Below are 23,907 nucleotides of genomic sequence, written 5' to 3' on the forward strand. Positions count from 1 at the left end.
TCTCCATAGGCTTCGCTCGATTAACTATAGCCTGAATTGTTCACCTAAGTACACAGCCCTAACTTGCTGATTGTCTAAGATCTCTGCTGGAGTTCCTTCGGCAATCAGGTTTCCGTGACTCACAATATAAGCATGTTCACATACATCTAATGTCTCGCGGACATTATGGTCTGTGATCAGTACGCCAAGGCCGCGACTTTTGAGTTGTTCGATAATCTTCTTGATGTCGATAACCGAAATAGGATCGACGCCGGCAAACGGTTCATCGAGCAAAATGAACTTAGGATTAGCGGCTAAAGCCCGCGCAATTTCGACGCGACGACGTTCGCCACCCGACAATGACATGCCTTGGCTGTCACGGATGTGGGTGATATGAAACTCTTCGAGCAGATGTTCTAGTTCTTCTTCTCGTTCTTCGTTTTTAAGTTCTTTACGAGTTTGCAGTACGGCCATGATGTTGTCATGAACAGTTAGCTTACGAAAGATACTGGCTTCCTGCGGTAAGTAACCTATGCCTTTGCGGGCACGCAGATGCATAGGATCTGCGGTTAAATCATCATCGTCGATAAAGATATGTCCCTTATCGCTCTTCACTAGCCCGACAACCATGTAAAAGGTCGTGGTTTTACCTGCACCGTTTGGACCGAGTAGGCCAACGACTTGACCGGTTTTTACCGTCAGACTGACGTCTTTAACCACTTGGCGACTCTTGTAACTTTTCGCCAGATTTTGTGCTCTTAAGGTGATTTGGGTCATTTAGAGTCCTGCTTTTTCACAGGTTTATCCGCTGGAGCATCTGATTTAGCATCATCTTGATAGTTTTCTGGCTGAATAATAGTGATCACGCGATCGTCACCACTGCCAGTACTCTCGGCCATCAATTTCTGTTGAATCATGTTATAGCGGATTAAATTGCCTGTAACTTGGCTACCCGCTTGATCTAATGACGCCATACCTTTCAGTGTTAAGGTGCGGCTTGCCATATCGTAACGAATTTCTTTCGCGCTTGCCGATGCTGGGCGGCCATCGTCTAATATTTGGCTATACGTAGCAGGGTTGCCTGTGGCGACCAAAGTTTTGCTATTTTCACCTTCAGCGGAAAATGCACGCAGTTCATTTGCTTGGATTTTTATTGAGCCTTGGGTAACTTCCACCGGACCAAAGAAGATGATCTGGTTGTTTTTGATATCCGCAGTTTGGCTCACAGCTTTAATTTTGACTTCTTGCTTTAAGTCGCCGACTTTCGCGAAAGCACTCATGCTCATAATTAGCATTAGGCTGGCAAGTAATACGTTATTTTGCTTCATATGTTCCTACTACCTGACTGGTCAATTGCACTTCTTGCGCGTTGAGGTCGGCATAAAGGCCTTGGCCTTGAATATTAAAATCTTTCCCTGTGACGTAAATGGTACGGTCAGAGGTCATTATCATAGTGTTGAGATCGAGTTCCAGATAACTGGTGGACAAGGTCTGAATCGGTTCTTCTGGGCTAATGGCATCGATAATAACATTATTTTCTAATACAACCTTGCCAGTTTCCTTGTTTAGCTTGCCCTGATCTGCCCTGAGTTGCCATTGTGCTTTACCTTGGTCTGGATAAACAAGATAAACAGGTTGAGTAAAGAAAGTTTGATTCGTTGAATCATAATGTTCCATGTGTTTCGCCGTCACACGGCTATTCACTAGTCCTTGCTCATTGAACTCAACACTGCGCAGATCTTCAACGATGAAATCTGGGGTATTTTGATCTTTTACTCTGTTATCGGAATCACCGCTGTGTTTGTTCTGGACCTGCCAGTAAAGCGCTAGTGCAGTTCCAAAAAAAGCGATAATCGCGAGTGTCACACGACTCATATACTCATTCCATGGGCCGAAGTGAATTTATTTTGACTTAGGAGTAACAGATCTGTGAGTTCACGCAGTGCACCGTGGCCACCATTGAGCGTAGTCACAAAATGGGCGTGTTGGCGTACATAGGGGTGGCCGTCAGCAACACTGACCGCTAAACCGACGACATTCATCACGGGGAGATCGACAATATCATCACCGATATAAGCCACTTCTTCTGGGGTGACACCATAAAGTGCGAGCAATGCTTCATAGGGCTCGAACTTATTGTCTACGCCTTGGTAAATATGGGTAACACCAAGGGCTGTCATACGGTTTTCAACGATTTTGGATTGACGTCCTGTGATCACGGCGAGGTTGAAACCGCTGGTGAGGAGTGAGCGCACGCCATAACCGTCACGGGTATGGAAGGCTTTGAGCTCTTCGCCGCTATTACTCAAGTAAATACGGCCGTCGGAAAACACCCCATCGACGTCACAGATTAACAGTTTAATCTTTTGCGCGCGTTGCCACACATCATCACTGATTGGGCCGTAAAATCCTTGCTGTGGCATTAAATGACTCCTGCTTTAACCATGTCTAGCATGTTAAGAGCGCCGATAGGATGGCGGTCTTTATCAATAACAATTAATCCGTTGATGTTTTTTGAGTCCATCACTTGCAGCGCTTGGGCGGCCAATACATTATCCGTGATCGTGACGCAGTTACGGGTCATCACATCGGCAATGGGCGTCGTGCGTAAATTCACTTCGGCATCGATAACGCGGCGTAAATCACCGTCGGTGAAGATACCAACCAGCTTGCGCTGATCATCGATAATCGCCGTCATGCCTAGGCCTTTCTTGGAGATTTCGTACAGGGCTTCTGTGATACAAATATCGTGGTTGACGAGCGGTAAGTCATCACCGCTGTGCATCACATCACAGACTTTTAACAGCAACTTACGTCCTAAAGCACCGCCGGGATGGGACATAGCAAAATCATCACGGGTAAAGCCTTTCGCTTGCAGCAGCGCAATGGCGATGGCATCGCCCATCACTAAGGTCGCTGTGGTACTTGAGGTTGGGGCAAGTCCAAGTGGGCAAGCCTCTTCTGGGACTTCAATACATAAATGCACTTTAGATAATCGCGCCATATTCGATTCGGGTTTACCCGTTACCGCAATAACAGGCACGCCCATACGTTGGATGACCGGCATTAAGGTGAGGATTTCACTCGACTCACCAGAATTTGAAATCGCTAAAATCACATCGTTATCGGCCAATACACCCAGATCGCCGTGGCTGGCTTCACCCGGATGCACAAAAAATGCTGGCGTTCCTGTGCTGGCGAGGGTGGCAGAAATCTTATTGCCGATATGGCCCGATTTGCCCATTCCCATGACAATCACTTTGCCAGTGCAGTTGAGGATCAACTCGCAAGCCTCTGCAAATTCAGCCGAATCAACATATTGATAAAGATTGTCTAGGGCTGACTTTTCAATGTCGATAACTTTACAACCCCATTGGCGCAGTTGTGATTTGTCTACCATGTCTATCTCTCTTTTTGCATTGTCTTTGTCGCCCCATTGATGGGATTGGAATAGCACAATTTGGTACGCGATAAAGATGATATGTAATAGGCTTTCTGCCAAGTATTAGTTTGTTTTCAGACAATTTAGCTTATGTCTTGCTGTGGTTAATTACCGAAAACAGCAAAACAATTGCGGCAGGCTAGAGCGATTGATCCGACTCGTCAAGTTCAGCTGCGTTAGCTATTCACGCACAATAACGTGTTTAGCGGCAGAAGGTCTTGAGCAATATCATCGTCTTTGTCGTTTATTTCAATGGATTTATCCCATATCGCAGCGGGTATTACCCTATGGGATGCCTCTATTGCGCAATTGCGTATCGACTCTCCCCGATAAAAGTGGGCGAAGAGTGAGCTAAGTGCGAACGAATTAGCCAATACTGCCAATTCTGCAACTAGGTTGAAAACATTAAGTAACATTTTACCTGTGCAGAGTGAAAACTTAGGGCGCATTTTCGCTGTAAATGAGGCAAATTGAAAGTATCGCAGGGCGATAGTGTCGATTCGGTTGTAGGTTAAAGCGCAATTACGTACAATTTGCGGCTCTTCGATTGGTCAGTCTAGGAAGACTAGGATCACCTCATTTGCAAATGTCGGAATCAAGCATGACTCAAGAACAAACGCCGTTGGTTGAGATCCGTAATTTGGGGTTTAGCCGCGGTCAGCGTGTGATATATGAAGATATTAGCCTGTCCATTCCAAGGGGCAAGGTGACGGCGATCATGGGGCCGAGCGGCATAGGCAAAACGACCCTGTTGAAATTGATTGGCGGCCAATTAACGCCTGACCATGGACAAGTGTTATTCGACGGTCACGATATCCATGGCGTGAGTCGCAATGAATTATTTAGTCTGCGTAAGCGGATGAGCATGCTGTTTCAAAGTGGCGCGCTGTTTACCGACATTAATGTGTTCGATAACGTGGCGTTTGCACTGCGTGAACATTCTGGACTGCCTGAAGACATTATTCGCACTATCGTGCTGATGAAGCTTGAAGCCGTAGGTTTACGTGGTGCCGCTCAGATGATGCCAAGCGAGTTGTCCGGTGGTATGCAACGCCGCGCCGCATTGGCTAGAGCCATAGCGCTTGAACCTGAAATGGTGATGTACGATGAGCCTTTTGCAGGGCAAGACCCAATATCGATGGGCGTGTTAGTAAAGCTCATTCGTGAGTTATCCGATGCGCTGAATCTGACTTCAATTGTGGTGTCCCACGATGTGGATGAAGTGCTTGGCATTGCCGATTATGTATATGTGGTGGCTGACAAAAAAGTCATCGCCCATGGTACCCCTGAAGAATTAAAGTACGCTGATAATCCGCAGCTGAAACAGTTTATTCAAGGTGCTCCGGACGGCCCTGTGCCGTTCCATTATCCGGCAAATGATTACCAGCAAGAATTAATGGCAAAAGGAGTTGGCAAGTGAAGTTAATCGACAGTATTGCCGACTTAGGCCGCAGCGCGATTGAGTTAGTGCTCGGCTTTGGCCGTGCAGGCCTTATGCTGTGGGGCGCGATTTTTCGCTGGCCACGCGTGCGTAAAGGTTTTCCATTATTAGTGCGCCAGATTTATGTGGTCGGTGTGCAATCCATGGTGATTATTTTAGTCTCAGGACTCTTTATCGGCATGGTGCTCGCACTGCAAGGCTATAACATCTTAGTTGGTTTTGGCACCGAAGAAAGCTTAGGTCCTATGGTGGCGCTCAGTTTACTGCGTGAGTTAGGGCCAGTTGTTACCGCGTTATTGTTTGCGGGACGGGCGGGTTCAGCATTAACCGCTGAAATTGGTTTAATGAAAAGCACTGAGCAGCTTTCCAGTTTAGAAATGATGGCGATTGACCCATTAAGGCAGATTATTGCACCGCGCTTTTGGGCTGGAGTGATCAGTATGCCATTGCTGGCGTTGATGTTTACCGCTGTAGGTATTTATGGCGGGCACCTTGTTGGCGTGGAATGGAAAGGGATCGACAGTGGTGCGTTTTGGTCGATTCTGCAGGCGTCTGTCGAATGGCGTCAGGACATAGTTAACTGCTTGATCAAAAGTGGTGTGTTTGCCGTAGTGGTCACTTGGATTGCGTTATATCGCGGTTATCAAGTGATCCCAAATCCGGAAGGCATCAGCCGTGCAACGACTCAGACTGTCGTTCAGTCGAGCCTCGCTGTATTGGCATTGGATTTTTTACTGACAGCCCTGATGTTTGGCCGCTAACGGAACACTGCGGATTTCGACACAGGTTAGATGGATTAACAGAGTGGTAGCTGAACATGTTGACACGAAAAATTGAATTATTAGTGGGTGTGTTTCTTTTAACAGGATTGGCCGCTTTTTTGGTCTTAGTCTTTAACGTCGCCAATATTGAAGTAAAAAGCAGCGATAGCACTTATACCATACAAGCCAATTTTACCAACATTGGTGGTTTGAAGGTGCGTTCGCCAGTCAAGGTTGGCGGTGTTGTCGTTGGCCGAGTGAGTAGCATAGATTTAGACCCAGTTAAGTTAGTGGCTGTGGTCACATTAGTGATGGACAAGCGTTACGATAAATTCCCTGAAACCAGTAGTTTAGCCATTTTGACTTCGGGTTTGTTGGGCGAACAATTCTTAGGGTTAACACCGGGTTTTGTCGACGATGATGTCAGTATGCTGAAAGATGGCGATAAGATTGACGACACTCGTTCGGCATTAGTGTTGGAGGAGCTGATTGGTCAGTTCTTATATAGTATGGGTTCGAAGGATAAATAGGGGTTACCGCTATGTTTAAAAACTTATCTCGTTTTTTATTGCCGTTAGTGATGGTTTTAGGGGCAACGAGCGCAGTCGCCGCTGATGTGGTTGTCGATACGACAGATCCGTATGCCATGGTGAAAGCCGTTGCCAATAAAACCTTCGATCGTTTTCACAAAGATAAAGCATTAATCGATGCAAATTCAGACCATTTAAAGGTGATTGTTCGTGAAGAACTCATGCCTTATGTCGATTATAAATACGCTTCTTATAAGGTATTAGGCCAATATCTTAAGGATTCAACCGAAGAGCAACGCAATCGTTTCGTCAATGCTTTTGAAGGTTATTTAATCTCTACTTATGCCCAAGCCTTTACTGAATATACTAATCAAAAAGTGGAATTCTCACCTGGGATTGATTTCAGCAAAGAGAAAATGGTCGATGTAAACGTGCAGATCATCGAAGCCGGTCGCCCACCTATTAAACTATTGTTTAAGGCGCGCCGTTTAAAGGATGACTCATGGAAGGCATTTGATTTAGTTGCCGAAGGTGTGAGCTTACTGTCTTCTAAGCAGTCGGAAATCTCTAATCTAATTCGCCAACAGGGTATCGATCCCGTGATTAAGATGCTCGAAGATCGCACTAAAGAGAAAGTGGTCATGAAGGCTAAGTCTGGGAAGTCACAGTCGTGATTGAATTTGTGCAACAGGGGACAGTTTGTCATCTTAAAGGGCGCATAACCCAAGCCGATGTCATTACACTTTGGCCACAGCGGCAACAACTGCTAAATGAGTCAACCCAGATATTGTCTCTGTCTGGGCTCGAATACAGTGATAGCGCTGGCATGGCATTTTTGCTGGCGTTAGTGCGTGAACATCGCAGCCAACTTGTATTGAGTTCTGCTTCACCACAACTTAAAAAACTAATTGATTTATATGATTTAGATGCCTTCTTTACCGAAGAAGCGCATTGAGAATAGGGTAATAGATTTCATGGAATGCAGCTTAATCGAACAGATTTTACGTGATGCGTTAGGGCTTGAAGAAGTTCACGCTAGCTCGGATGGTAGCCATTATAAAGTGATCGCCGTAGGTGAATGCTTCGATGGTATGAGCCGAGTCAAACAGCAACAAGCCATTTATGCACCGTTGACGGCACACATTGCCAGCGGTGAATTACATGCATTAACGATCAAAACTTTCACGCCGACTCAATGGAAACGCGAAAAAGTTTTCAACATGCCTAGCTAGTGAGGAAAAGTGGATAAACTAACAATTCAGGCAAGCCCCCCGCTTGCCGGTGATGTGATTATTTCGGGTGCTAAAAATGCAGCTTTGCCTATTCTGATGGCGGGTGTATTGGCTGAAACCGATTTTGTGGTTTCTAACGTGCCCAATCTGCGTGATGTGAGTACGAGCTGTAAATTATTACGCTGTCTCGGCGCTGAAGTGACAGAACTCGGTGACGGACAGATCCGCATTTCTACCACTAATCTGAATGAGTTTTGCGCTCCCTACGATCTCGTGAAAACCATGCGTGCTTCTATCTTGATCTTAGGGCCGTTATTGGCTCGCTATGGTACGGCTGATGTGTCATTGCCTGGCGGCTGTGCCATTGGCGCAAGACCAGTGAACTTGCACTTACATGGCCTCGAAATGATGGGCGCCAAGATTGAAGTGAAAGAAGGTTATATCAAGGCCCGTGTTGATGGTCGTCTTAAAGGCGCACATATCTTTATGGACATGGTGAGTGTTGGTGCCACCGAAAACTTACTGATGGCCGCAGCATTAGCCGATGGCGAAACCGTGATTGAAAACGCGGCACGCGAACCTGAAGTGATCGATCTCGCTAATTGCTTAATTGCTATGGGTGCAAAAATCACTGGTGTAGGTAGTGCGACACTGCGTATTCAAGGGGTTGAGCGTTTACAGGGCTGCAATTACCGAGTTATGCCAGATCGTATCGAAACCGGTTCCTTCCTCGTTGCTGCCGCGGTGACCCGTGGTCGTATTCGTTGTTTAAAAGCCGATCCTGCTTCACTGGAGTCGGTTATCGCAAAACTTGAAGATGCAGGCGCGACGATTACTACGGGCGAAGATTGGATTGAGCTCGATATGCAGGGTAAACGTCCGAAGGCGGTGAATATCAAGACGGCACCTTATCCTGGTTTCCCAACCGATATGCAGGCGCAGTTTTGTGTACTCAATGCCTTAGCGCAAGGCACGGCAACCATTACTGAGACTATCTTCGAAAATCGTTTTATGCATGTGCCCGAACTTATCCGTATGGGCGCTACCATGGAGCTTGAAGGCAACACCTGCATCATTCAAGGGATTGAATCTTTAAGTGGTGCTCAGGTCATGGCGACGGATTTACGTGCGTCAGCGAGTCTAGTGATTGCGGGCTTAGTGGCCGATGGTAAGACGATTGTCGATCGTATCTATCACTTAGATCGTGGCTATGAGCATATTGAGAATAAGTTTCAAGGTTTAGGCGCACAGGTTGTGCGTATTCAGTGATCTGTTACTGATTTAAGCTAATTTTGAATCATTAAAAAAACCAGCTAAAAGCTGGTTTTTTGTTTTCTGCAGTTGAGCTTGTAATACTGAGTGGCGCTCTAGTTATCGATCACAACCTTCTCATCGATAATCACAGGTAACTCTTGTTGTTTACCTTGGCGTATCACAGTCATCATCACTTTCTTACCCGGTGTGGTTTCAGCGATGCGGTCCATTAGCATTTCAACGCCTGGCACATCTTCACCATCGTATTTAATAATCACATCCCTTGGCATTAGCAGGGCTCGGGCCGCAGGGCCATTAGGATCGACACCCGTAACGAGCACACCTTTTAGATCGGGTAGATTAAGGATTTGTGCTACCACAGGATTAATCGGCTCGCCAGAAATTCCTAAAGCGCCACGGATCACGCGACCATTTTTAATCAATTTACCCATAATGCTGTGGGCTAATTTAATCGGGATAGCGAAGTTAATCCCGTGGCCGCCGCCTTCTTCACCCACTTGGAATGCTGCGGTATTGATACCGATAAGGCTGCCGTTAGTGTCAATGAGTGCGCCACCCGAGTTACCCGCATTAATCGCTGCATCGGTTTGTAGGAAGTCTAAGTAACCTGAACTTAAGCCGTTACGCCCCGTGGCACTGATGATGCCTTGGGTAATGGTCTGGCCTAAATTGTAGGGATTACCAATAGCGAGTACGACATCACCGACTTGAGGCGGACTGTCGAGATTAACGGGGACAATTGGTAAGTTATCGCCTTCAATTTTAAGTACCGATAAATCGGTTTCAGGATCGAAACCAACCACTTCAGAGGTAAATTTGCGTCCATCTTGCAGGGCGACAACAATCTCATCGGCCTTCTTAATGACATGATAATTAGTGAGAATATAACCTTCTTTACTCATTATCACCCCAGAACCTAGACCTTGAAGTGAGCCTGAATTAAGCGGGCGATTCTGATCTATGCTGAGGCTATAAATATTCACAACGGCAGGAGCTGCACGGCGTACCGCCTTGGCAAAGGATAGCTCGACTGTGTTGTTGGCACGGGTTTGTAGCAGACTACTACCGAGGGATTGGTTATCGAAATAACGTGTCACCAATAAAAACATGGCCGCCATGATAAGGCCGAAAAGGGTGGCTTTACCGAGATATAACAGAGTGTCTTTTATAGTCATGGCAGGATGGATCTAGAAAAAGGTGAGTTAGATTAACATGTTTAATCGATGTAAGCATAGGGAACCTAAGCTCCCTATGCTTATCTGTGGCAGAAAAAATGGCCTATTTTGTCGATTAACGTAGGACTAAATACAACATGCTCTTATCACGCATTATCTTCAGTGCAACGGCACCTTCTTGATCTTTAAGTTGTGCTTTCAGTGTCTTAAGATCTTTAATCGCAGTACGGTTAATACCGACAATCACATCTCCTTTTTGTAAGCCACTCATGGCCGCGGGTGAGCCTTGTGCGACATCGGTAATTTCAATGCCCTTAGATGAGTTTTCTAAGGACGCACCTTGCAGCATAGGATGCACGGCACCAGCCGCTGTTTCACTGGTTTGGCTCGCTTCACCTAAGGTCACTTTAACTGTTTTCTTATCACCGTCACGGATGAGTCCTAACTCAACGTTAGCACCTGCACCCATAGTGGCGACTTTAGCCCGCAGTTCTTGGAATGACTTAATACCACGGCCATCAACGCTGATGATAATATCACCTGCTTTTATACCGGCCTTCTCTGCGGCACTGCCCTTGGCTACTTCATTCACGAAGCCGCCGTGTTGAGTGTCTAAACCGAAACCTTGGGCGAGTTGGCTATCGAGATCACGTCCCGAAATACCTAATACACCGCGGCGTACTTCTCCGTGTTCGGCAATTTGTGCCACGAGGTTTTTTACCATATTAGCGGGGATGGCAAAGCCAATACCGACGTTACCGCCGCCCGGTGCTACGATTGCCGTGTTAATCCCAATTAACTCGCCGTTAAGATTGACGAGTGCGCCACCCGAGTTACCACTGTTAATCGCGGCATCGGTTTGAATAAAGTTTTCCAGCATTTCAATACCTAAGCCGCTACGGCCTAAAGCACTAACAATGCCCGAGGTGACGGTTTGACCTAAACCGAAGGGGTTACCAATGGCAACGGCAAAGTCACCTACGCGTAAATCATCGGAATCAGAGGCTTTGATTGCGATGAGATTTTTCGCTTCAATTTGCAATAATGCGATATCTGACTCTGAGTCAGTACCAATCAGTTTTGCTTTTACTTCACGGCCGTCATGAAGACCAACTTGAATATCATCAGCACCGTCAATCACATGGTTGTTCGTGACGATATAGCCTTTTTCTGCGTCAATAATGACGCCTGAGCCTAAGCCTCTAAAAGGACGTTCTTGCACTTGCTCTTGTGGCGCATTAGGGCCGAAAAAGTAACGGAAAACATCAGGTACTCTTTGCTTAGAAACATGAGTCCCCGTTACCGCTACTGATACGACAGCGGGCGTCGTACGCTCAAGCATAGGCGCAAGACTTGGAATGGATTGTCCCTCAACCGTCTGTGGAATGGCGGCCTGTGAGACGACAGGCATTATAGTCAGGGTCGCGGCTAACATTGCGGCTGAAAGTACAGATAATTTTGTTTTCATCTATTCATAACTCCAAATAAGGGTTGAAAGATCTGGATGTAATGCATCAGCAATCGTGCGAGTGCCAGATCAAATCTGTATCGGTACCGGCTATTTGCCTAGGTAATCACTCTGACTCGCACCTTATTGAAAAAGTTCATTATATTAATAAATGTTAATTTTTTTAGCCTATTTTTTTGGCTGTTTCATACTTGTTTATGAACATAAATCTGTGGGCGATATTAGGATTTTTCAAGCCCTAATATCAGCGGATTTTGCCGATTAAAATGACCTACAGCATAGAGGCTTATTAGACGTTTGTATGCAGTTTAGCGTTAAGGTAAAAGTCGTATTCTGCATTAATATATCCTGCGTCATATTGGGCGTGCTAATATCGTCACAGTTTTAATAAAGGACATAAGAGAATTTAAACGTGCCTCAGTTAAGCCCTTGGCAGCATTATCAAAAAGATCTTACCCGTGACGGTTTTTCCCATGATCCGGCTCAAGAAATTGCCGTTAAGGCGTTACAACGCGTCTATGAAGACTTAACTACGGCAGAAGAGCCGAGTTCTATTGTTGGGAAATTGTTTAGCGCATTAGGCTTAAAATCGGCACCAGCATCACCTAAAGGCCTGTATCTTTGGGGTGGAGTTGGGCGTGGTAAAACTTACTTGATGGATACTTTTTTTGATGCCTTGCCTGGTGAACAAAAATTGCGGGCTCACTTTCATCGCTTTATGCATCAATTGCATTTAGATTTGGACGAGTTAAAAGGCGTTCGCGATCCTTTGTTGGTGATTGCGAAAAAGATGGCTGCAAAATATCGCGTTATCTGTTTCGATGAATTCTTTGTCTCTGATATTACCGATGCCATGCTATTAGGTACGCTGTTTCAAGCGTTATTTAAAGAAGGCGTTGTACTGGTTGCAACCTCGAATATTATCCCCGACGACTTATATAAAAATGGCTTACAGCGCGCACGTTTCTTACCTGCGATAGCCCTAATTAATCAACATTGTGAAGTGCTCAATGTGGATTCTGGCATTGACTATCGATTGCGTACCCTTGAGCAAGCAGAGATTTATCATCATCCATTAGATGCACAAGCTGATGCCAATCTTATACGTTATTTTAGCCAGTTAGCGCCTGAGTCTGAGGTGCTTACTGCTGACATCGAAATAGAAGGCCGCAGTATTAGTATTCGGCAGCAGGCGCAGGGCGTATTGTTGGCCGATTTTAGAGCGCTCTGTGATGGTCCACGAAGCCAGCGTGATTACATGGAACTTGCGCGGATTTATCACACTGTCCTCGTGAGTGGCATAGAACAAATGGGCGCCTTTTTGACTGGCGATGACATTGCCAGACGTTTTTTAGCTATGGTCGACGAATTTTACGAGCGCAATGTGAAGCTGATTGTATCGGCTCAAGTGCCACTCGAAGATATTTATGCCGATGGTTTGCTTAACTTCGAATTTAGACGTTGCCGTTCACGCTTAATTGAGATGCAATCCCACGATTATTTAAAAACCGAACACCTGCCGTAACCCAGTAGTGTAAGAGTTTTGCATTAGCTGCGACCTTAAATCACCAGAGGCTTGTTAATCCTTAGGATGACAAGTCCGATTGGTCGATATTTTATAATTTTTATCAAAATATCAGGTGATTTTTAACTCAGCTTTGTCTATACTCCGCCACCTGCCCACGTTACTCCGCCAATTGGGCGGAAGTTGTAAGCCGAAGTCGGTGCTCGAAGGGGTACTAAAAGGCAATTTTGTGTTGTTTGCAAATGCAGACAACATGTGAGACAGAAAATTAACTTTGGGTTTTTGTAATAATGAAGACTTTTACTGCTACACCAGAAACTGTAACTCGTGACTGGTTCGTCGTCGACGCAGACGGCAAAACTTTAGGTCGTATCGCTACTGAAATCGCTGTCCGTTTACGCGGTAAGCATAAGCCAGAATACACTCCACACGTTGATACCGGTGATTACATCATCGTTGTTAATGCTGAAAAAGTGACTGTTACTGGTAACAAAGCGAAAGGCAAAACGTACTACTCGCATTCAGGCTTCCCTGGTGGCATTAAGCAAATCAGCTTTGAAAAGCTGCAAGCGCAAAAGCCAGAAATGATCATCGAGAAAGCAGTTAAGGGTATGTTACCAAAAGGTCCTCTGGGCCGTGCCATGTTCCGTAAACTGAAAGTTTATGCTGGCGCAGAACATAACCACACTGCACAACAACCTCAAGTTCTTGATATCTAAACGGGATTAAGCAAATGGCTGCAACTCAGTACTACGGCACTGGCCGTCGCAAAACCTCTACAGCTCGCGTTTTCGCTAAAGCAGGTAGTGGCAACATCGTTGTAAATCAACGTCCTTTGGATCAGTATTTTGGTCGTGAAACTGCTCGTATGGTTGTTCGTCAACCTTTAGAGTTAGTTGAAATGACTGACAAGCTGGACATCTATGTAACTGTTAAAGGCGGTGGTATCACTGGCCAAGCAGGCGCAATCCGTCACGGTATTACCCGTGCTCTGATGCAATTAGATGAAGCACTGCGTCCATCACTACGTTCTGCTGGTTTCGTTACCCGTGACGCTCGTAAAGTTGAGCGTAAGAAAGTGGGTCTACGTAAAGCACGTCGTAAGCCACAATTCTCTAAGCGTTAATTCGTTTTTGGAATATCAAAAAACCCAGCCTATGCTGGGTTTTTTATTGGCTAAAAATGACGGTATAAGAAAACTCTTTGGTTGGAGTATGCTGATATACAATAAATTTATATTAAGCGAGTGAGTTTGAGGTAAGCATGACTTTTCAAATTTTTATGCTAGCAGTGGCACTTGTGTTGGTTTTGGAAGGCCTTGGGCCATTATTATTCCCAAATAAATGGCGTCGTTATTTAAATGAACTCTCCCATCAAAATCAGCAAGTTATCCAGCGACTTGGTGGGGCATTAGTCACGGCTGGAGTCGTTATTTGGGTTATTTTTGCGTGAAAAATAGCCTGCTTGCCCTTATTAACTAAGATCTGTTAAAATTCTTTTTTAACCGCAACCTTGCAGCAAATAATGGGCAAAAACGTAGTTGTTCTCGGCACCCAATGGGGTGACGAAGGAAAAGGTAAGATTGTCGACCTTCTAACAGAACAGGCAAAATATGTAGTTCGCTATCAAGGCGGCCACAATGCTGGTCATACCTTGGTTATCGACGGTGAAAAAACCGTTCTTCATCTGATCCCATCGGGTATCCTGCGCGATAATGTGAAATGCATTATTGGCAACGGTGTGGTGCTTGCACCTGACGCCCTGATGAAAGAGATCAACATGCTGAAAGATCGTGGAGTTCCTGTTGAGGAACGTCTGTTGATCTCTGAAGCGTGTCCGCTGATCCTTCCCTTCCATTGTGCCCTTGATATTGCCCGTGAAAAAGCGCGCGGTAATAAAGCTATTGGTACGACTGGCCGTGGTATTGGACCTGCGTATGAAGACAAGATCTCTCGTCGCGGTCTGCGAGTAGGTGACCTGTTCAATGCTGAACTGTTTGCTGAAAAGCTGAAAGAAGTTATGAAATATCATAACTTTATGCTGACAGAGTACTATCAAGTCGAAGCGGTTGATTACGAGCAAACGCTAGCAGATGCTTTGGCTATGGCCGATTATCTGAAGAGCATGTGTGTTGATGTGACTGAACTATTGGATACTGCGCGTAAAGCCGGAGAGCCAATTCTGTTCGAAGGCGCTCAAGGTACATTACTCGATATCGACCACGGAACATACCCATTTGTAACCTCTTCAAATACCACTGCCGGTGGTGTTGCGACGGGTTCAGGTTTTGGTCCGCGTCACTTAGACTATGTCTTAGGTATCATGAAGGCTTACACCACTCGCGTAGGTGCAGGTCCATTCCCAACTGAACTATTATGTGAAGTCGGTGATCATTTAGGTACTAAAGGTCATGAGTTTGGTGCAACAACGGGTCGTAAGCGTCGTCCAGGTTGGTTGGATGCTGTGGCAATGCGCCGCGCAGTTCAAATCAACAGTGTTAGCGGCTTCTGCTTGACTAAGTTAGATGTACTTGATGGTCTGAAAGAAGTGAAGATTTGTGTCGGTTATCAGAATCCTGATGGCACTATCTCTAAAGTCACTCCGCTGGCCGCTGAAGGTTATGAACTGGTTACGCCGGTTTATGAAACTATGCCGGGTTGGAGCGAGTCGACTTTTGGCGCGACATCAATTGAGCAACTGCCTCAAGCAGCGATCAATTATATCAAGCGTCTTGAAGAGTTATTAGAAACACCTATCGACATTATCTCTACGGGTCCTGATCGTAACGAAACCATGATTTTGGTTAATCCGTTCAATTAAGATCTGTTAAGGCCGTGTTTCACGGCCTTTTTCTCTGCTTCTTTATGCCTTTCTCTGTTTTATTCTGCGGTTAGAAATTCAGCTCAAGCTCAAGAAATAGGTTATACTGCCGATGCAAGTATTCATCCTACTGTCATTGAGAGTCGTTATGCTACGTACAGCACTCGTTGCGCTACTGCCTTTAGTATCTTCAATGTGCTTTGCTGAAACGCAGGCGGTGGATATTTATAGTCAAGATCAATTGCTTGATTTGATCCGTAGCAATCAATACTTAGCGAAAGTGAAACGTGATGATTGCCAGTTAGTCCAAGACATTGAGGCGCGAGCCCAAGTCTTAAAACAGCCTTTATATCAATTTCTTTGGGGCGAAATGCTCAATCATGGAACGTGTGTGAAGGCTAACCCTGTGAAGGGTATTGCTTTGTTACGTGACTCGGCCGAACAAGGTAGCTCAGAAGCGATGTTAAAGCTTGCCGAGTATTATCAGAGTGGGAAATTTGTCATCCGCAATAAAGACAGAGCAGTGCATTATTTACTGCCTGCGGCTGCAAGTGGCAGTTTATCCGCTCGTATGATGTTAGTTCGTTTATTCGGTGAAGGTTATGGTAGTCCTAGGGATTACGAGATGGCCTATCATTGGTTATATAACGATGTATTTGCGGACGAGGCGACTAAGAAAAAAGCCTTGTCTTTACTGCAGGTGTTAGCAGCTAAAATGCCCCCCAGTGCAGTGGCGCGGGCCCAGCAAGAACAGTTGCGAACCCGTTAAGTGGTCTCTTAATCTAGAGACACATTATTTGGATATTGAATGATCAAAGACCCTCATTTTGAGCGTGAACAGGATAAGTACGAAAACCCTATCCCAAGCCGTGAGTATATTCTCGATTACTTACGTTCTCAAAAATCACCTATCACTCGTGACAGCATTGCCGCGGCGTTAAACATCCAAGAGGAAGAACAACTTGAGGCCTTGCGCCGTCGCCTACGTGCGATGGAACGCGATGGCGAACTGGTGTTCACCCGTGGGCAGAGCTATGGCTTACCCGAGAAAATGGATCTGATCCCCGGCACTGTGCTCGGACACAGAGAAGGCTTCGGCTTTTTCAAACCCGATGAAGGCGGTGATGACTTATTTATTTCGAACCGCGACATGCTGATGTATTTCCACGGTGATAAAGTGCTGGCGCAAAAAGCGGGCACAGATCGTCGTGGCCGTCGCGAAGCGCGTTTGGTTCGTCTGATCCAGCCGCGAAGTGCCGCGATTGTTGGCCGTTATCATGTCGATAGCGGTATGGCATTTGTCATTGCCGATGATAAGCGTATTACCCAAGAAATTTTAGTCGCGAATGAAGATCGCAATGGCGCCCGTCAAGGTGATGTGGTTGTGGTTGAATTAACGCGTCGCCCAGGCCGTTTTGTTAAGGCTGCGGGTAAAGTGACTGAAGTGCTCGGTAAGCAAATGGCGCCGGGTATGGAAATCGAAATTGCCCTGCGTAATTATGATTTACCCCATACTTGGTCACCAGTGATCGAGAAGAAACTGCGCCGTATTCCCGATGAAGTAACCGACGCCGATAAAGTCGGTCGTGTGGATTTACGTCATCTGCCATTAGTGACTATCGACGGTGAAGACGCCCGCGATTTTGACGATGCTGTGTACGCGGAGAAAAAAGCCGGTGGCGGCTGGCGTTTATGGGTTGCGATTGCGGACGTTAGTTACTATGTGCGCACCGATTCCGCCTTAGATACCGAAGCGCGTGCCCGTGGTAACTCAGTGTATTTCCCGTCGCAAGTGATCCCTATGCTGCCGGAGAAAATCTCTAACGGCCTATGTTCGCTTAATCCCCACGTCGACCGTTTATGTATGGTCGCCGAGATGACCGTATCTGCTAAAGGTAAGTTATCAGGTTATAAGTTTTATCCGGCTGTGATGTATTCCCATGCCCGTTTCACTTATACCCAAGTGGCAGCAATGTTAGAAGGCGGCCCCATTGCGCCTGAGCATGAGGCTTTGTTCCCGCATTTGCAGTGTTTACAGTCATTGTATTTAGCGCTCGATGAACAAAGAGCCGAGCGTGGTGCGATTGCGTTTGAAACCATGGAAACGCAGTTCATTTTCAATGAGCAGCGCAAGATTGATAAAATCGTGCCGCGTGGCCGTAATCAAGCCCATAAAATCATTGAAGAATGTATGATTTTAGCCAACGTTTCTGCAGCTAAGTTTGTGAAGAAACACAAAGGCGAAGTCTTGTATCGTGTGCATGAAGCGCCATCCGAGCAAAAATTGGCGAACTTTAAAGAGTTCCTTGCTGAGCGTGGTTTGACTATGCCTGGCGGACTTGAGCCAACGCCGTCAGATTATCAGAATGTGATGTTGCAAATTGCCGACCGCCCTGATGCTGAACTTATCCAAGTGATGTTACTGCGTTCTATGCGTCAGGCAATTTATACTCCGGATAACGAAGGTCACTTCGGTTTAGCCTTAGAAGAATATGCACATTTTACCTCACCCATTCGCCGCTATCCGGATTTAGTGTTACATCGTGTGATCCGTTATTTACTGGCGAAGGAAAGAGGCGAAGCCACTGAGAAGTGGACGCAGGATGGTGGCTATCACTATCAGCTCGATGAGCTCGACAAATTAGGCGAAGAGTGTTCGACCACAGAACGTCGTGCCGATGAAGCGACTCGCGATGTTAGCGATTGGCTCAAGTGCGAGTTTATGCAAGATCACGTCGGCGATACCTTTGAAGCTGTGATTGCCTCAGTGACCAGTTTTGGTTTGTTTGTGCGCTTAAATGAACTGTTTATCGATGGCTTAGTGCATATCTCAAGTCTAGGTAGCGATTACTACCAATTCGACCCTATGCGTCAACGTCTTATCGGTGAGCACACAGGTCAAGTTTATCAAGTCGGCGATCCTGTGACGGTTAAGGTCGCTGCAGTCAACTTAGATGACAGACAGATTGATTTGGTTATGCTGGGTGATGACGGCAAAGGTGGTAAGCGTAAAGCATCTGCCAGCCGTGATAAGCCGATGACTGCCCGTGAGCGCGTTAATCGTGAAGGCGCTAAGCAAGGCAAAGCGGGTAAAACCGCGGCATCTAGCGCCAAGGCTGAAACAGGCAAAACCAAACCTAAGGCCAAAGCTGGCACTAAAGCTAAAAAAGCAGCAGTAAAAGATCCGGCTAAAAAGCCAAAAGCCGCTAAGCGGAGCACGAGAAAGAAATAAATGAAAAAACAAGATATTATTTTTGGGATCCACGCAGTTGAAGCCCTGTTAAAACACAGCCCTGAACGCATTATTGAGTTGTGGCTGTTACAAGGTCGTGACGATGAGCGCTTAACTGTGCTGGCCGATCAGGCTAAAGCCTTTGGCACGACGATTCAAGTCGCTTCTCGTAAAGCCTTAGATGACAAAGCGGAAAGCAGCCAACATCAAGGCATAGTCGCGCGTGTTAAAGCGGCGAAAGTATTGAATGAGCAAGATTTAGATGTGCTGCTTGCTAACACTGAGCAAGCATTCCTGTTGATCTTGGATGGTGTGACGGATCCCCATAACTTAGGCGCTTGCCTACGTAATGCCGATGCGGCTGGCGTACAAGGTATTATCGTGCCTAAAGACAATTCAGTTGGCTTAACTGCGACTGTGAGTAAAGTGGCATGTGGCGCTGCGGAAACAGTACCTTTATTCCAAGTGACTAATCTTGCGCGCACTATGCGTCACCTGCAGGATAAAGGTGTGTGGATTGTGGGCACTGCGGGCGAGGCAGATTGCGAGCTTTATCAAGCCGATCTCAAGGGATCATTGGCGATTGCTATGGGAGCTGAAGACAAAGGCTTACGCCGATTAAGCCGTGAGTCTTGCGATTCACTGATCTCTATCCCTATGGCCGGTAGTGTGTCTAGCTTGAACGTATCGGTTGCAACGGGTATTTGCCTATTTGAAGCAGTGCGTCAGCGTCGTAGCTAATATGCTCACGTTTGCCTGATCTCACATATGCAGTATTAGGCTTGAAGAAACAACTGGTCGTAATAAAAAGGCGGATTAACGATATAAAGTTAATCCGTTTTTTATTGGCCTTTTTTACGTCATCGCTTTGTCTAGGTTAACCTGATTGCTATCAGTTTCATCTATTTGAGCGGCTTCAGGCTCTGCTTGCTCAATATCGAAACTAAAGGCGAGTTGTTCCTCATCACTGTCATTATCATCGATAATATCGTCATCGACGCCATCGGCCCCTAAATCATGCTCCGATTCATCTAAGTTAGCGCTTGGCGTCATATGCTCTTGAATTGATTCAACATCAACCCGTGGGTCCAACGCTGCCGCCAGTGGTGACGAGACTAAGTCGCCCGTCGCCATTATGTAGTCTTGTGTGACATTGGTTTCGACTTTTTGCTGTGAATGTACATAACGTAAACGCACAAAGAGTATTAAGGTACAGGCTGACATAAAGCCATATAACATGTTATTGCCAAACCATTGCATTAATGTCGATGCGATAAGCGGACCTATACTGGCGCCTAAGCCGAAGGTTAATAGTATTGTTGCTGATAAGCCGACTCGCTCATTTTGCTCTACTCGAGAGTTGGCAAGCGCTGTGGCAAGCGGATAAAAAGTGAAACCTAAAATACCAAATAGGAAAGTCATCACCAGTGAAATCACCGGATGATAGGGGGTTAAGGCGATAGCTAAGGCTAAGATACCGAGCAATATACAGTTGATACGGATAAGGCGACTGCGGGACATAATGTCGGACAATTTTCCCATTGGCCATTGTGCCAGTAATCCCGCTAAAATCGTTGCCGTCATATACGTGGCGACTTTTTCAGGTGGTAAACCTAAGTTACTGGCGTAGGCGGGAGCGAGACCATAAAACGAACCCACTATCATGCTACCAATCGCGATTGTCGTGAGTGCTTGTGGCGCTTTTTTCCAGTAATAGGCAATTTTGAGTGGGGCAGGAACTAAGGGCGCAGGGTGAAGACGACGCGTGAGTGAAATCGGTACGATACAGAGTGAAAAACAAATTGCGATAAGCAGTAGTGGCTCTAGTCCTAATTCGGGGAAAATACTGATCGCACCTTGGCCCAAGATTAAGCCGAAGTAAGATACGATCATATAACTCGCAAACACTGTGCCCCTTTGATTACTTTCAGCTTGTTCGTTAAGCCAACTTTCTAACACCATGTATTGGCACATCATCCCCATGCCGACCACGAGTCTGAGGAGCAGCCAAACCGCTAGCTCATCCACGAGTGCATGGCCTAATGCCGATGCAGCGACTATGCCTGCACTGGCGACAAAGGCGCGGATATGGCCCACTTGAGCGATAAGTCGATGACCAATCTTAGAGCCAGCCACTAGGCCAACATAGTAGGCCGACATCATGCCGCCAATCCATATTTGTGGCACATTCATTACTGAGAGCCTGAGCCCAAGATAGGTGGTAAGCAAGCCGCCGGCTAATACCATTAATAATGTGGTGCTATATAAAGAGGCGAAAGTGCGCAGCGGATTAGTCATATACAACTCCGAAAACACAAACTAGATTGATAATGAGGAGTGAGTATATCAGGGGTTAGTGTTTATGTTGTGTTGCAAATTGTTGGTAAATCTTGATTAATTGCGCATTTCTGCTCAAAAAATCACTGAATTATGTCGGAACAACTCAAGGGGATGCTTGTAAAGCATTCACATAGACGCCAGCCGAGTAGGCTATTAGCGTCATGTTAGTCTATGTATTTCGTCGTATTTTTTAAAAGGAGTTATCTAAAAGTGTAAAGCAAGTTGAAGGTGGTGATGGTATCCATGGGTTGGCTTCCTTCTGGTACCACTTCAGTGTATTTGATGTTCATACCGATCTTAAATGCCCAATCTTGGAACACCAGATTTTTATAGTTCATATCTAAGGTGAGGGTGTTGTTGTTCTCGCCCACTTCCGCGGTGAGATCGGCATTGAGACTGCTGTATTCCTGTAGTTTTTGAGAGAATTTGGCAGCGGTACGAAGAATGACATCTTTTTCGGCATCAGGGCTGGGGATAGTTACCGATTCTGCAGGTAAGTTATATCGATAACCTGGGCCGAACTCGAGACTGAGTTTTGTTTTATAACTACTGATAGCATTGAAACCGTAACCACTCGAAAGAGTCGATATTTGTGTGTAACTACCGAATTGATCCCAAGTAAAATCACCACGTCCGAAGACATAACCCTTAGTAAGTTTATAGTTCGATTGTAACTGTAGCTCATATTTTTCGGAGGTTGTTTGACTTTTTTCTGAGGCAAAATAGGCTTTTAGTGTGGCTTCTTGCTTGGTTTGCTTTGTATCGTAAATCAGTTGGGTTCGACCATTAAAACTGCTGGATTCGGTATTGCCTGTGTTCAGTTGCAAGCCAGCTTCGATTTCCGCGGTAAAATCGCTGGGCGGTTCCTGATAATCAGGTGGAACAAGCGCAAGCGCAGGAAATGAAAGGAAAAACAAACTGATTGGCGCAATAACTTTTAGCATTATGTTTTATTCTTGGTTAGCTGATTTCAGACGTCCGAATGTAGGCGAGCCGCCATCATACCTGTATTGATTGGCGAGGCAAAGTTATTGCTTGAGTTTCTGGCTTGCTTTCTGTACTATCTCGCGCTCAAATCAGTCACTATTTTTCGTTCCTTGCCTCCATTTGGTTTGACTGAGCCAATACCGAGGCTACATAACCGTAAGGAGCAATAAATGCGTCATTACGAAATCGTATTTATGGTTCACCCAGATCAAAGTGAACAAGTACCAGGTATGATTGAGCGTTACACAGGTGTTATCACCGAAGCTAACGGCACAATCCACCGTTTAGAAGATTGGGGCCGTCGTCAACTGGCTTACCCAATCCTTGACCTGCATAAAGCTCACTACGTTCTGATGAACGTTGAAGCTAAAGCAGAGACGATCGAAGAGCTAGAAACAGCTTTCCGTTTCAACGACGCAGTTCTGCGTAACATGGTAATGCGTACTAAAGTTGCCGTTACTGAAGCATCTCCAATGGCTAGAGCTAGAGATGAGCGCGATTCACGTCGTGGCCCAGCTGGCGAACGCTCATATGATGAAGCTCACGCTGAAGAAATCGCTGAGTAAGGTAATCTGTGACCACCAATAACTTGGTGTTGTCAGGAACGATAACTCGTTCAAGACGCTTTAAAAGCCCAGCAGGTATTGCACATAGTGTAATTATGTTGGAACACAAATCGCAGCGTTATGAAGCCGAAATGCTCCGCAACGTCTACGTACAAATTCAAGTGATATTGAGTGGCCCACGCTTTGAAAGCGTCGCAGAAGATCTGAAAGCAGGTGTGGAAGTACAAGTGCAAGGCTTTATGACGCTTCAACAGGGGCGTAATGGTCAGAACCGCTTAGTCATCCATGCCGAAAATGTCGAATTGAAAACTTAGGAGACTGTCAACATGGCACGTTATTTCCGTCGTCGCAAGTTCTGCCGTTTCACCGCTGAAGGTGTTGCAGAAATTGATTACAAAGATATCGTTACTTTAAAGAACTACATCACTGAAAGCGGCAAGATTGTTCCTAGCCGTATCACTGGTACTAGTGCTAAATATCAGCGCCAACTAGCTCGCGCTATCAAGCGTGCTCGTTATCTTTCTCTACTGCCATACACTGATTTACATCAGTAATTGCAGTATTCCTAATCGAATATAGAGGATTTGATAATGAACGTTATTCTGCTTGATAAAATCGCTAACCTAGGCAACTTGGGTGACCAAGTTACTGTTAAAGCTGGTTACGCTCGTAACTACCTTTTGCCACAAGGTAAAGCTGTTGTTGCTAACGAAAGCAACGTTAAAGTATTTGAAGCTCGTCGCGCTGAATTAGAAGCTAAATTAGCTGCTGAATTAGCTGCTGCTAACCTACGTGCTGAGAAAATCACTGCACTGGAAGCTGTTGTTATTGCTTCTAAAGCGGGTGATGAAGGCAAACTGTTTGGTTCAGTTGGCAACCGTGACATCGCTGATGCAGTGACTGCTGCTGGTGTTGAGCTGGCTAAATCAGAAGTTCGTTTACCATTAGGCGCTCTGCGTACTACTGGCGACTTCGAAGTTGAAGTTCAGTTACACACTGAAGTTAAAGCTGTTGTTAAAGTTTCTATCGTTGCAGAAGCTTAATTACTCCTTGCTTTAATCTTAGCTTGTATTAAGAGAAACACCGCTTCGGCGGTGTTTTTTTATGGCTGAAATTTAGGATTTGAGTGTATTT

The 23,907-nt window shown here is 45.8% G+C and carries 28 protein-coding genes; 19 read left to right on the plus strand and 9 right to left on the minus strand.

Annotation, left to right across the window (positions count from 1 at the left end; translation table 11 throughout):
* Positions 1–24 precede the first annotated feature (24 nt).
* The 5 genes from lptB to L5M40_RS10915 are packed head-to-tail and all read right to left on the minus strand — an operon-like array spanning position 25 to position 3,379.
* On the minus strand, positions 25–756 hold the full coding sequence (gene lptB, locus L5M40_RS10895) for an LPS export ABC transporter ATP-binding protein (protein ID WP_105251392.1): 732 nt from the start codon (positions 754–756) through the stop codon (positions 25–27).
* Positions 753–1,307: a lipopolysaccharide transport periplasmic protein LptA gene (gene lptA, locus L5M40_RS10900; protein ID WP_105251393.1), complete on the minus strand. Its 555-nt coding sequence runs from the start codon at positions 1,305–1,307 to the stop codon at positions 753–755. Before lptA ends, lptB begins: the two co-directional genes overlap by 4 nt.
* Positions 1,294–1,854 (minus strand): LPS export ABC transporter periplasmic protein LptC, encoded by a 561-nt coding sequence (gene lptC / locus L5M40_RS10905; protein WP_105251394.1) that lies wholly within the window; start codon positions 1,852–1,854, stop codon positions 1,294–1,296. Before lptC ends, lptA begins: the two co-directional genes overlap by 14 nt.
* Positions 1,851–2,402 (minus strand): 3-deoxy-manno-octulosonate-8-phosphatase KdsC, encoded by a 552-nt coding sequence (gene kdsC, locus L5M40_RS10910; RefSeq protein ID WP_028759542.1) that lies wholly within the window; start codon positions 2,400–2,402, stop codon positions 1,851–1,853. Before kdsC ends, lptC begins: the two co-directional genes overlap by 4 nt.
* Positions 2,402–3,379, minus strand: a complete 978-nt coding sequence (locus L5M40_RS10915; protein WP_168825500.1) for a KpsF/GutQ family sugar-phosphate isomerase — start codon at positions 3,377–3,379, stop codon at positions 2,402–2,404. Before L5M40_RS10915 ends, kdsC begins: the two co-directional genes overlap by 1 nt.
* 643 nt (positions 3,380–4,022) lie before the next feature.
* On the opposite strand from L5M40_RS10915, the gene mlaF reads away from it, so the two are divergent.
* From mlaF to murA, 7 genes are read left to right on the plus strand one after another with little or no spacing between them, the layout of a single operon-like run.
* Entirely contained in the window at positions 4,023–4,841 is an 819-nt protein-coding gene (mlaF, locus tag L5M40_RS10920; protein ID WP_063882287.1) for a phospholipid ABC transporter ATP-binding protein MlaF, read from the plus strand.
* Positions 4,838–5,623: a lipid asymmetry maintenance ABC transporter permease subunit MlaE gene (gene mlaE, locus L5M40_RS10925; RefSeq protein ID WP_105251396.1), complete on the plus strand. Its 786-nt coding sequence runs from the start codon at positions 4,838–4,840 to the stop codon at positions 5,621–5,623. The genes mlaF and mlaE overlap by 4 nt, the downstream gene beginning before the upstream one ends.
* A gap of 56 nt (positions 5,624–5,679) precedes the next feature.
* Complete coding sequence (gene mlaD, locus L5M40_RS10930) at positions 5,680–6,153, plus strand: outer membrane lipid asymmetry maintenance protein MlaD (RefSeq protein WP_028759401.1); 474 nt, start codon at positions 5,680–5,682, stop codon at positions 6,151–6,153.
* Positions 6,154–6,164: 11 nt separating this feature from the next.
* Complete coding sequence (locus L5M40_RS10935) at positions 6,165–6,827, plus strand: phospholipid-binding protein MlaC (protein ID WP_105251397.1); 663 nt, start codon at positions 6,165–6,167, stop codon at positions 6,825–6,827.
* Positions 6,824–7,108, plus strand: a complete 285-nt coding sequence (locus L5M40_RS10940) for a lipid asymmetry maintenance protein MlaB (RefSeq protein WP_105251398.1) — start codon at positions 6,824–6,826, stop codon at positions 7,106–7,108. The genes L5M40_RS10935 and L5M40_RS10940 overlap by 4 nt, the downstream gene beginning before the upstream one ends.
* A gap of 19 nt (positions 7,109–7,127) precedes the next feature.
* Entirely contained in the window at positions 7,128–7,385 is a 258-nt protein-coding gene (locus L5M40_RS10945; protein WP_006086065.1) for a BolA family protein, read from the plus strand.
* Positions 7,386–7,394: 9 nt separating this feature from the next.
* Entirely contained in the window at positions 7,395–8,654 is a 1,260-nt protein-coding gene (gene murA, locus L5M40_RS10950) for a UDP-N-acetylglucosamine 1-carboxyvinyltransferase (RefSeq protein ID WP_105251399.1), read from the plus strand.
* Positions 8,655–8,752: 98 nt separating this feature from the next.
* Here murA and degS read toward each other — a convergent pair whose 3' ends face one another.
* Together degS and degQ are read right to left on the minus strand one after the other, a co-directional pair.
* Positions 8,753–9,835 (minus strand): outer membrane-stress sensor serine endopeptidase DegS, encoded by a 1,083-nt coding sequence (gene degS, locus L5M40_RS10955; RefSeq protein ID WP_105251400.1) that lies wholly within the window; start codon positions 9,833–9,835, stop codon positions 8,753–8,755.
* A gap of 115 nt (positions 9,836–9,950) precedes the next feature.
* Positions 9,951–11,303: a Do family serine endopeptidase DegQ gene (degQ, locus tag L5M40_RS10960; protein ID WP_105251401.1), complete on the minus strand. Its 1,353-nt coding sequence runs from the start codon at positions 11,301–11,303 to the stop codon at positions 9,951–9,953.
* Between the two features lie 412 nt (positions 11,304–11,715).
* Between degQ and zapE the strand changes: the two genes are divergently transcribed.
* The 8 genes from zapE to rlmB all read left to right on the plus strand — a co-directional run bounded on the left by zapE (position 11,716) and on the right by rlmB (position 19,621).
* Entirely contained in the window at positions 11,716–12,828 is a 1,113-nt protein-coding gene (gene zapE, locus L5M40_RS10965; protein WP_105251402.1) for a cell division protein ZapE, read from the plus strand.
* A 290-nt stretch (positions 12,829–13,118) separates the two neighbouring features.
* On the plus strand, positions 13,119–13,547 hold the full coding sequence (gene rplM, locus L5M40_RS10970) for a 50S ribosomal protein L13 (RefSeq protein ID WP_105251403.1): 429 nt from the start codon (positions 13,119–13,121) through the stop codon (positions 13,545–13,547).
* A 14-nt stretch (positions 13,548–13,561) separates the two neighbouring features.
* Positions 13,562–13,954, plus strand: a complete 393-nt coding sequence (gene rpsI, locus L5M40_RS10975) for a 30S ribosomal protein S9 (protein WP_006083052.1) — start codon at positions 13,562–13,564, stop codon at positions 13,952–13,954.
* 137 nt (positions 13,955–14,091) lie between these two features.
* On the plus strand, positions 14,092–14,280 hold the full coding sequence (locus tag L5M40_RS10980) for a DUF2065 domain-containing protein (RefSeq protein ID WP_105251404.1): 189 nt from the start codon (positions 14,092–14,094) through the stop codon (positions 14,278–14,280).
* A 72-nt stretch (positions 14,281–14,352) separates the two neighbouring features.
* Complete coding sequence (locus L5M40_RS10985) at positions 14,353–15,648, plus strand: adenylosuccinate synthase (protein WP_028759421.1); 1,296 nt, start codon at positions 14,353–14,355, stop codon at positions 15,646–15,648.
* Positions 15,649–15,760: 112 nt separating this feature from the next.
* The gene (gene motX, locus L5M40_RS10990; protein ID WP_105251405.1) at positions 15,761–16,417 is read left to right on the plus strand and encodes a flagellar protein MotX; all 657 of its coding nucleotides are present in this window, start codon (positions 15,761–15,763) and stop codon (positions 16,415–16,417) included.
* A gap of 39 nt (positions 16,418–16,456) precedes the next feature.
* A complete protein-coding gene (rnr, locus tag L5M40_RS10995; RefSeq protein WP_263176651.1) occupies positions 16,457–18,880 on the plus strand; it encodes a ribonuclease R in 2,424 nt (807 codons plus the stop codon).
* Positions 18,881–19,621 carry a 23S rRNA (guanosine(2251)-2'-O)-methyltransferase RlmB gene (gene rlmB, locus L5M40_RS11000; protein WP_028759536.1) on the plus strand — a complete coding sequence of 247 codons (741 nt, stop codon included), beginning with the start codon at positions 18,881–18,883 and terminating at the stop codon, positions 19,619–19,621.
* Between the two features lie 114 nt (positions 19,622–19,735).
* Here the strand turns inward: rlmB and L5M40_RS11005 are convergent, their stop codons facing one another.
* Complete coding sequence (locus L5M40_RS11005; protein ID WP_173246886.1) at positions 19,736–21,178, minus strand: MFS transporter; 1,443 nt, start codon at positions 21,176–21,178, stop codon at positions 19,736–19,738.
* A 242-nt stretch (positions 21,179–21,420) separates the two neighbouring features.
* Positions 21,421–22,164, minus strand: a complete 744-nt coding sequence (locus L5M40_RS11010; protein ID WP_168825486.1) for a YdiY family protein — start codon at positions 22,162–22,164, stop codon at positions 21,421–21,423.
* A gap of 213 nt (positions 22,165–22,377) precedes the next feature.
* On the opposite strand from L5M40_RS11010, the gene rpsF reads away from it, so the two are divergent.
* The 4 genes from rpsF to rplI are packed head-to-tail and all read left to right on the plus strand — an operon-like array spanning position 22,378 to position 23,816.
* Positions 22,378–22,773 carry a 30S ribosomal protein S6 gene (rpsF, locus tag L5M40_RS11015; RefSeq protein WP_105251410.1) on the plus strand — a complete coding sequence of 132 codons (396 nt, stop codon included), beginning with the start codon at positions 22,378–22,380 and terminating at the stop codon, positions 22,771–22,773.
* An 8-nt stretch (positions 22,774–22,781) separates the two neighbouring features.
* Entirely contained in the window at positions 22,782–23,087 is a 306-nt protein-coding gene (gene priB, locus L5M40_RS11020) for a primosomal replication protein N (RefSeq protein WP_105251411.1), read from the plus strand.
* Positions 23,088–23,099: 12 nt separating this feature from the next.
* On the plus strand, positions 23,100–23,327 hold the full coding sequence (gene rpsR, locus L5M40_RS11025; protein WP_006083042.1) for a 30S ribosomal protein S18: 228 nt from the start codon (positions 23,100–23,102) through the stop codon (positions 23,325–23,327).
* A gap of 36 nt (positions 23,328–23,363) precedes the next feature.
* Positions 23,364–23,816 (plus strand): 50S ribosomal protein L9, encoded by a 453-nt coding sequence (gene rplI, locus L5M40_RS11030; protein ID WP_113939970.1) that lies wholly within the window; start codon positions 23,364–23,366, stop codon positions 23,814–23,816.
* Positions 23,817–23,907 lie beyond the last annotated feature (91 nt).

The organism is Shewanella sp. SM68 (assembly GCF_025653925.1).
Classification (GTDB): domain Bacteria; phylum Pseudomonadota; class Gammaproteobacteria; order Enterobacterales; family Shewanellaceae; genus Shewanella; species Shewanella oncorhynchi.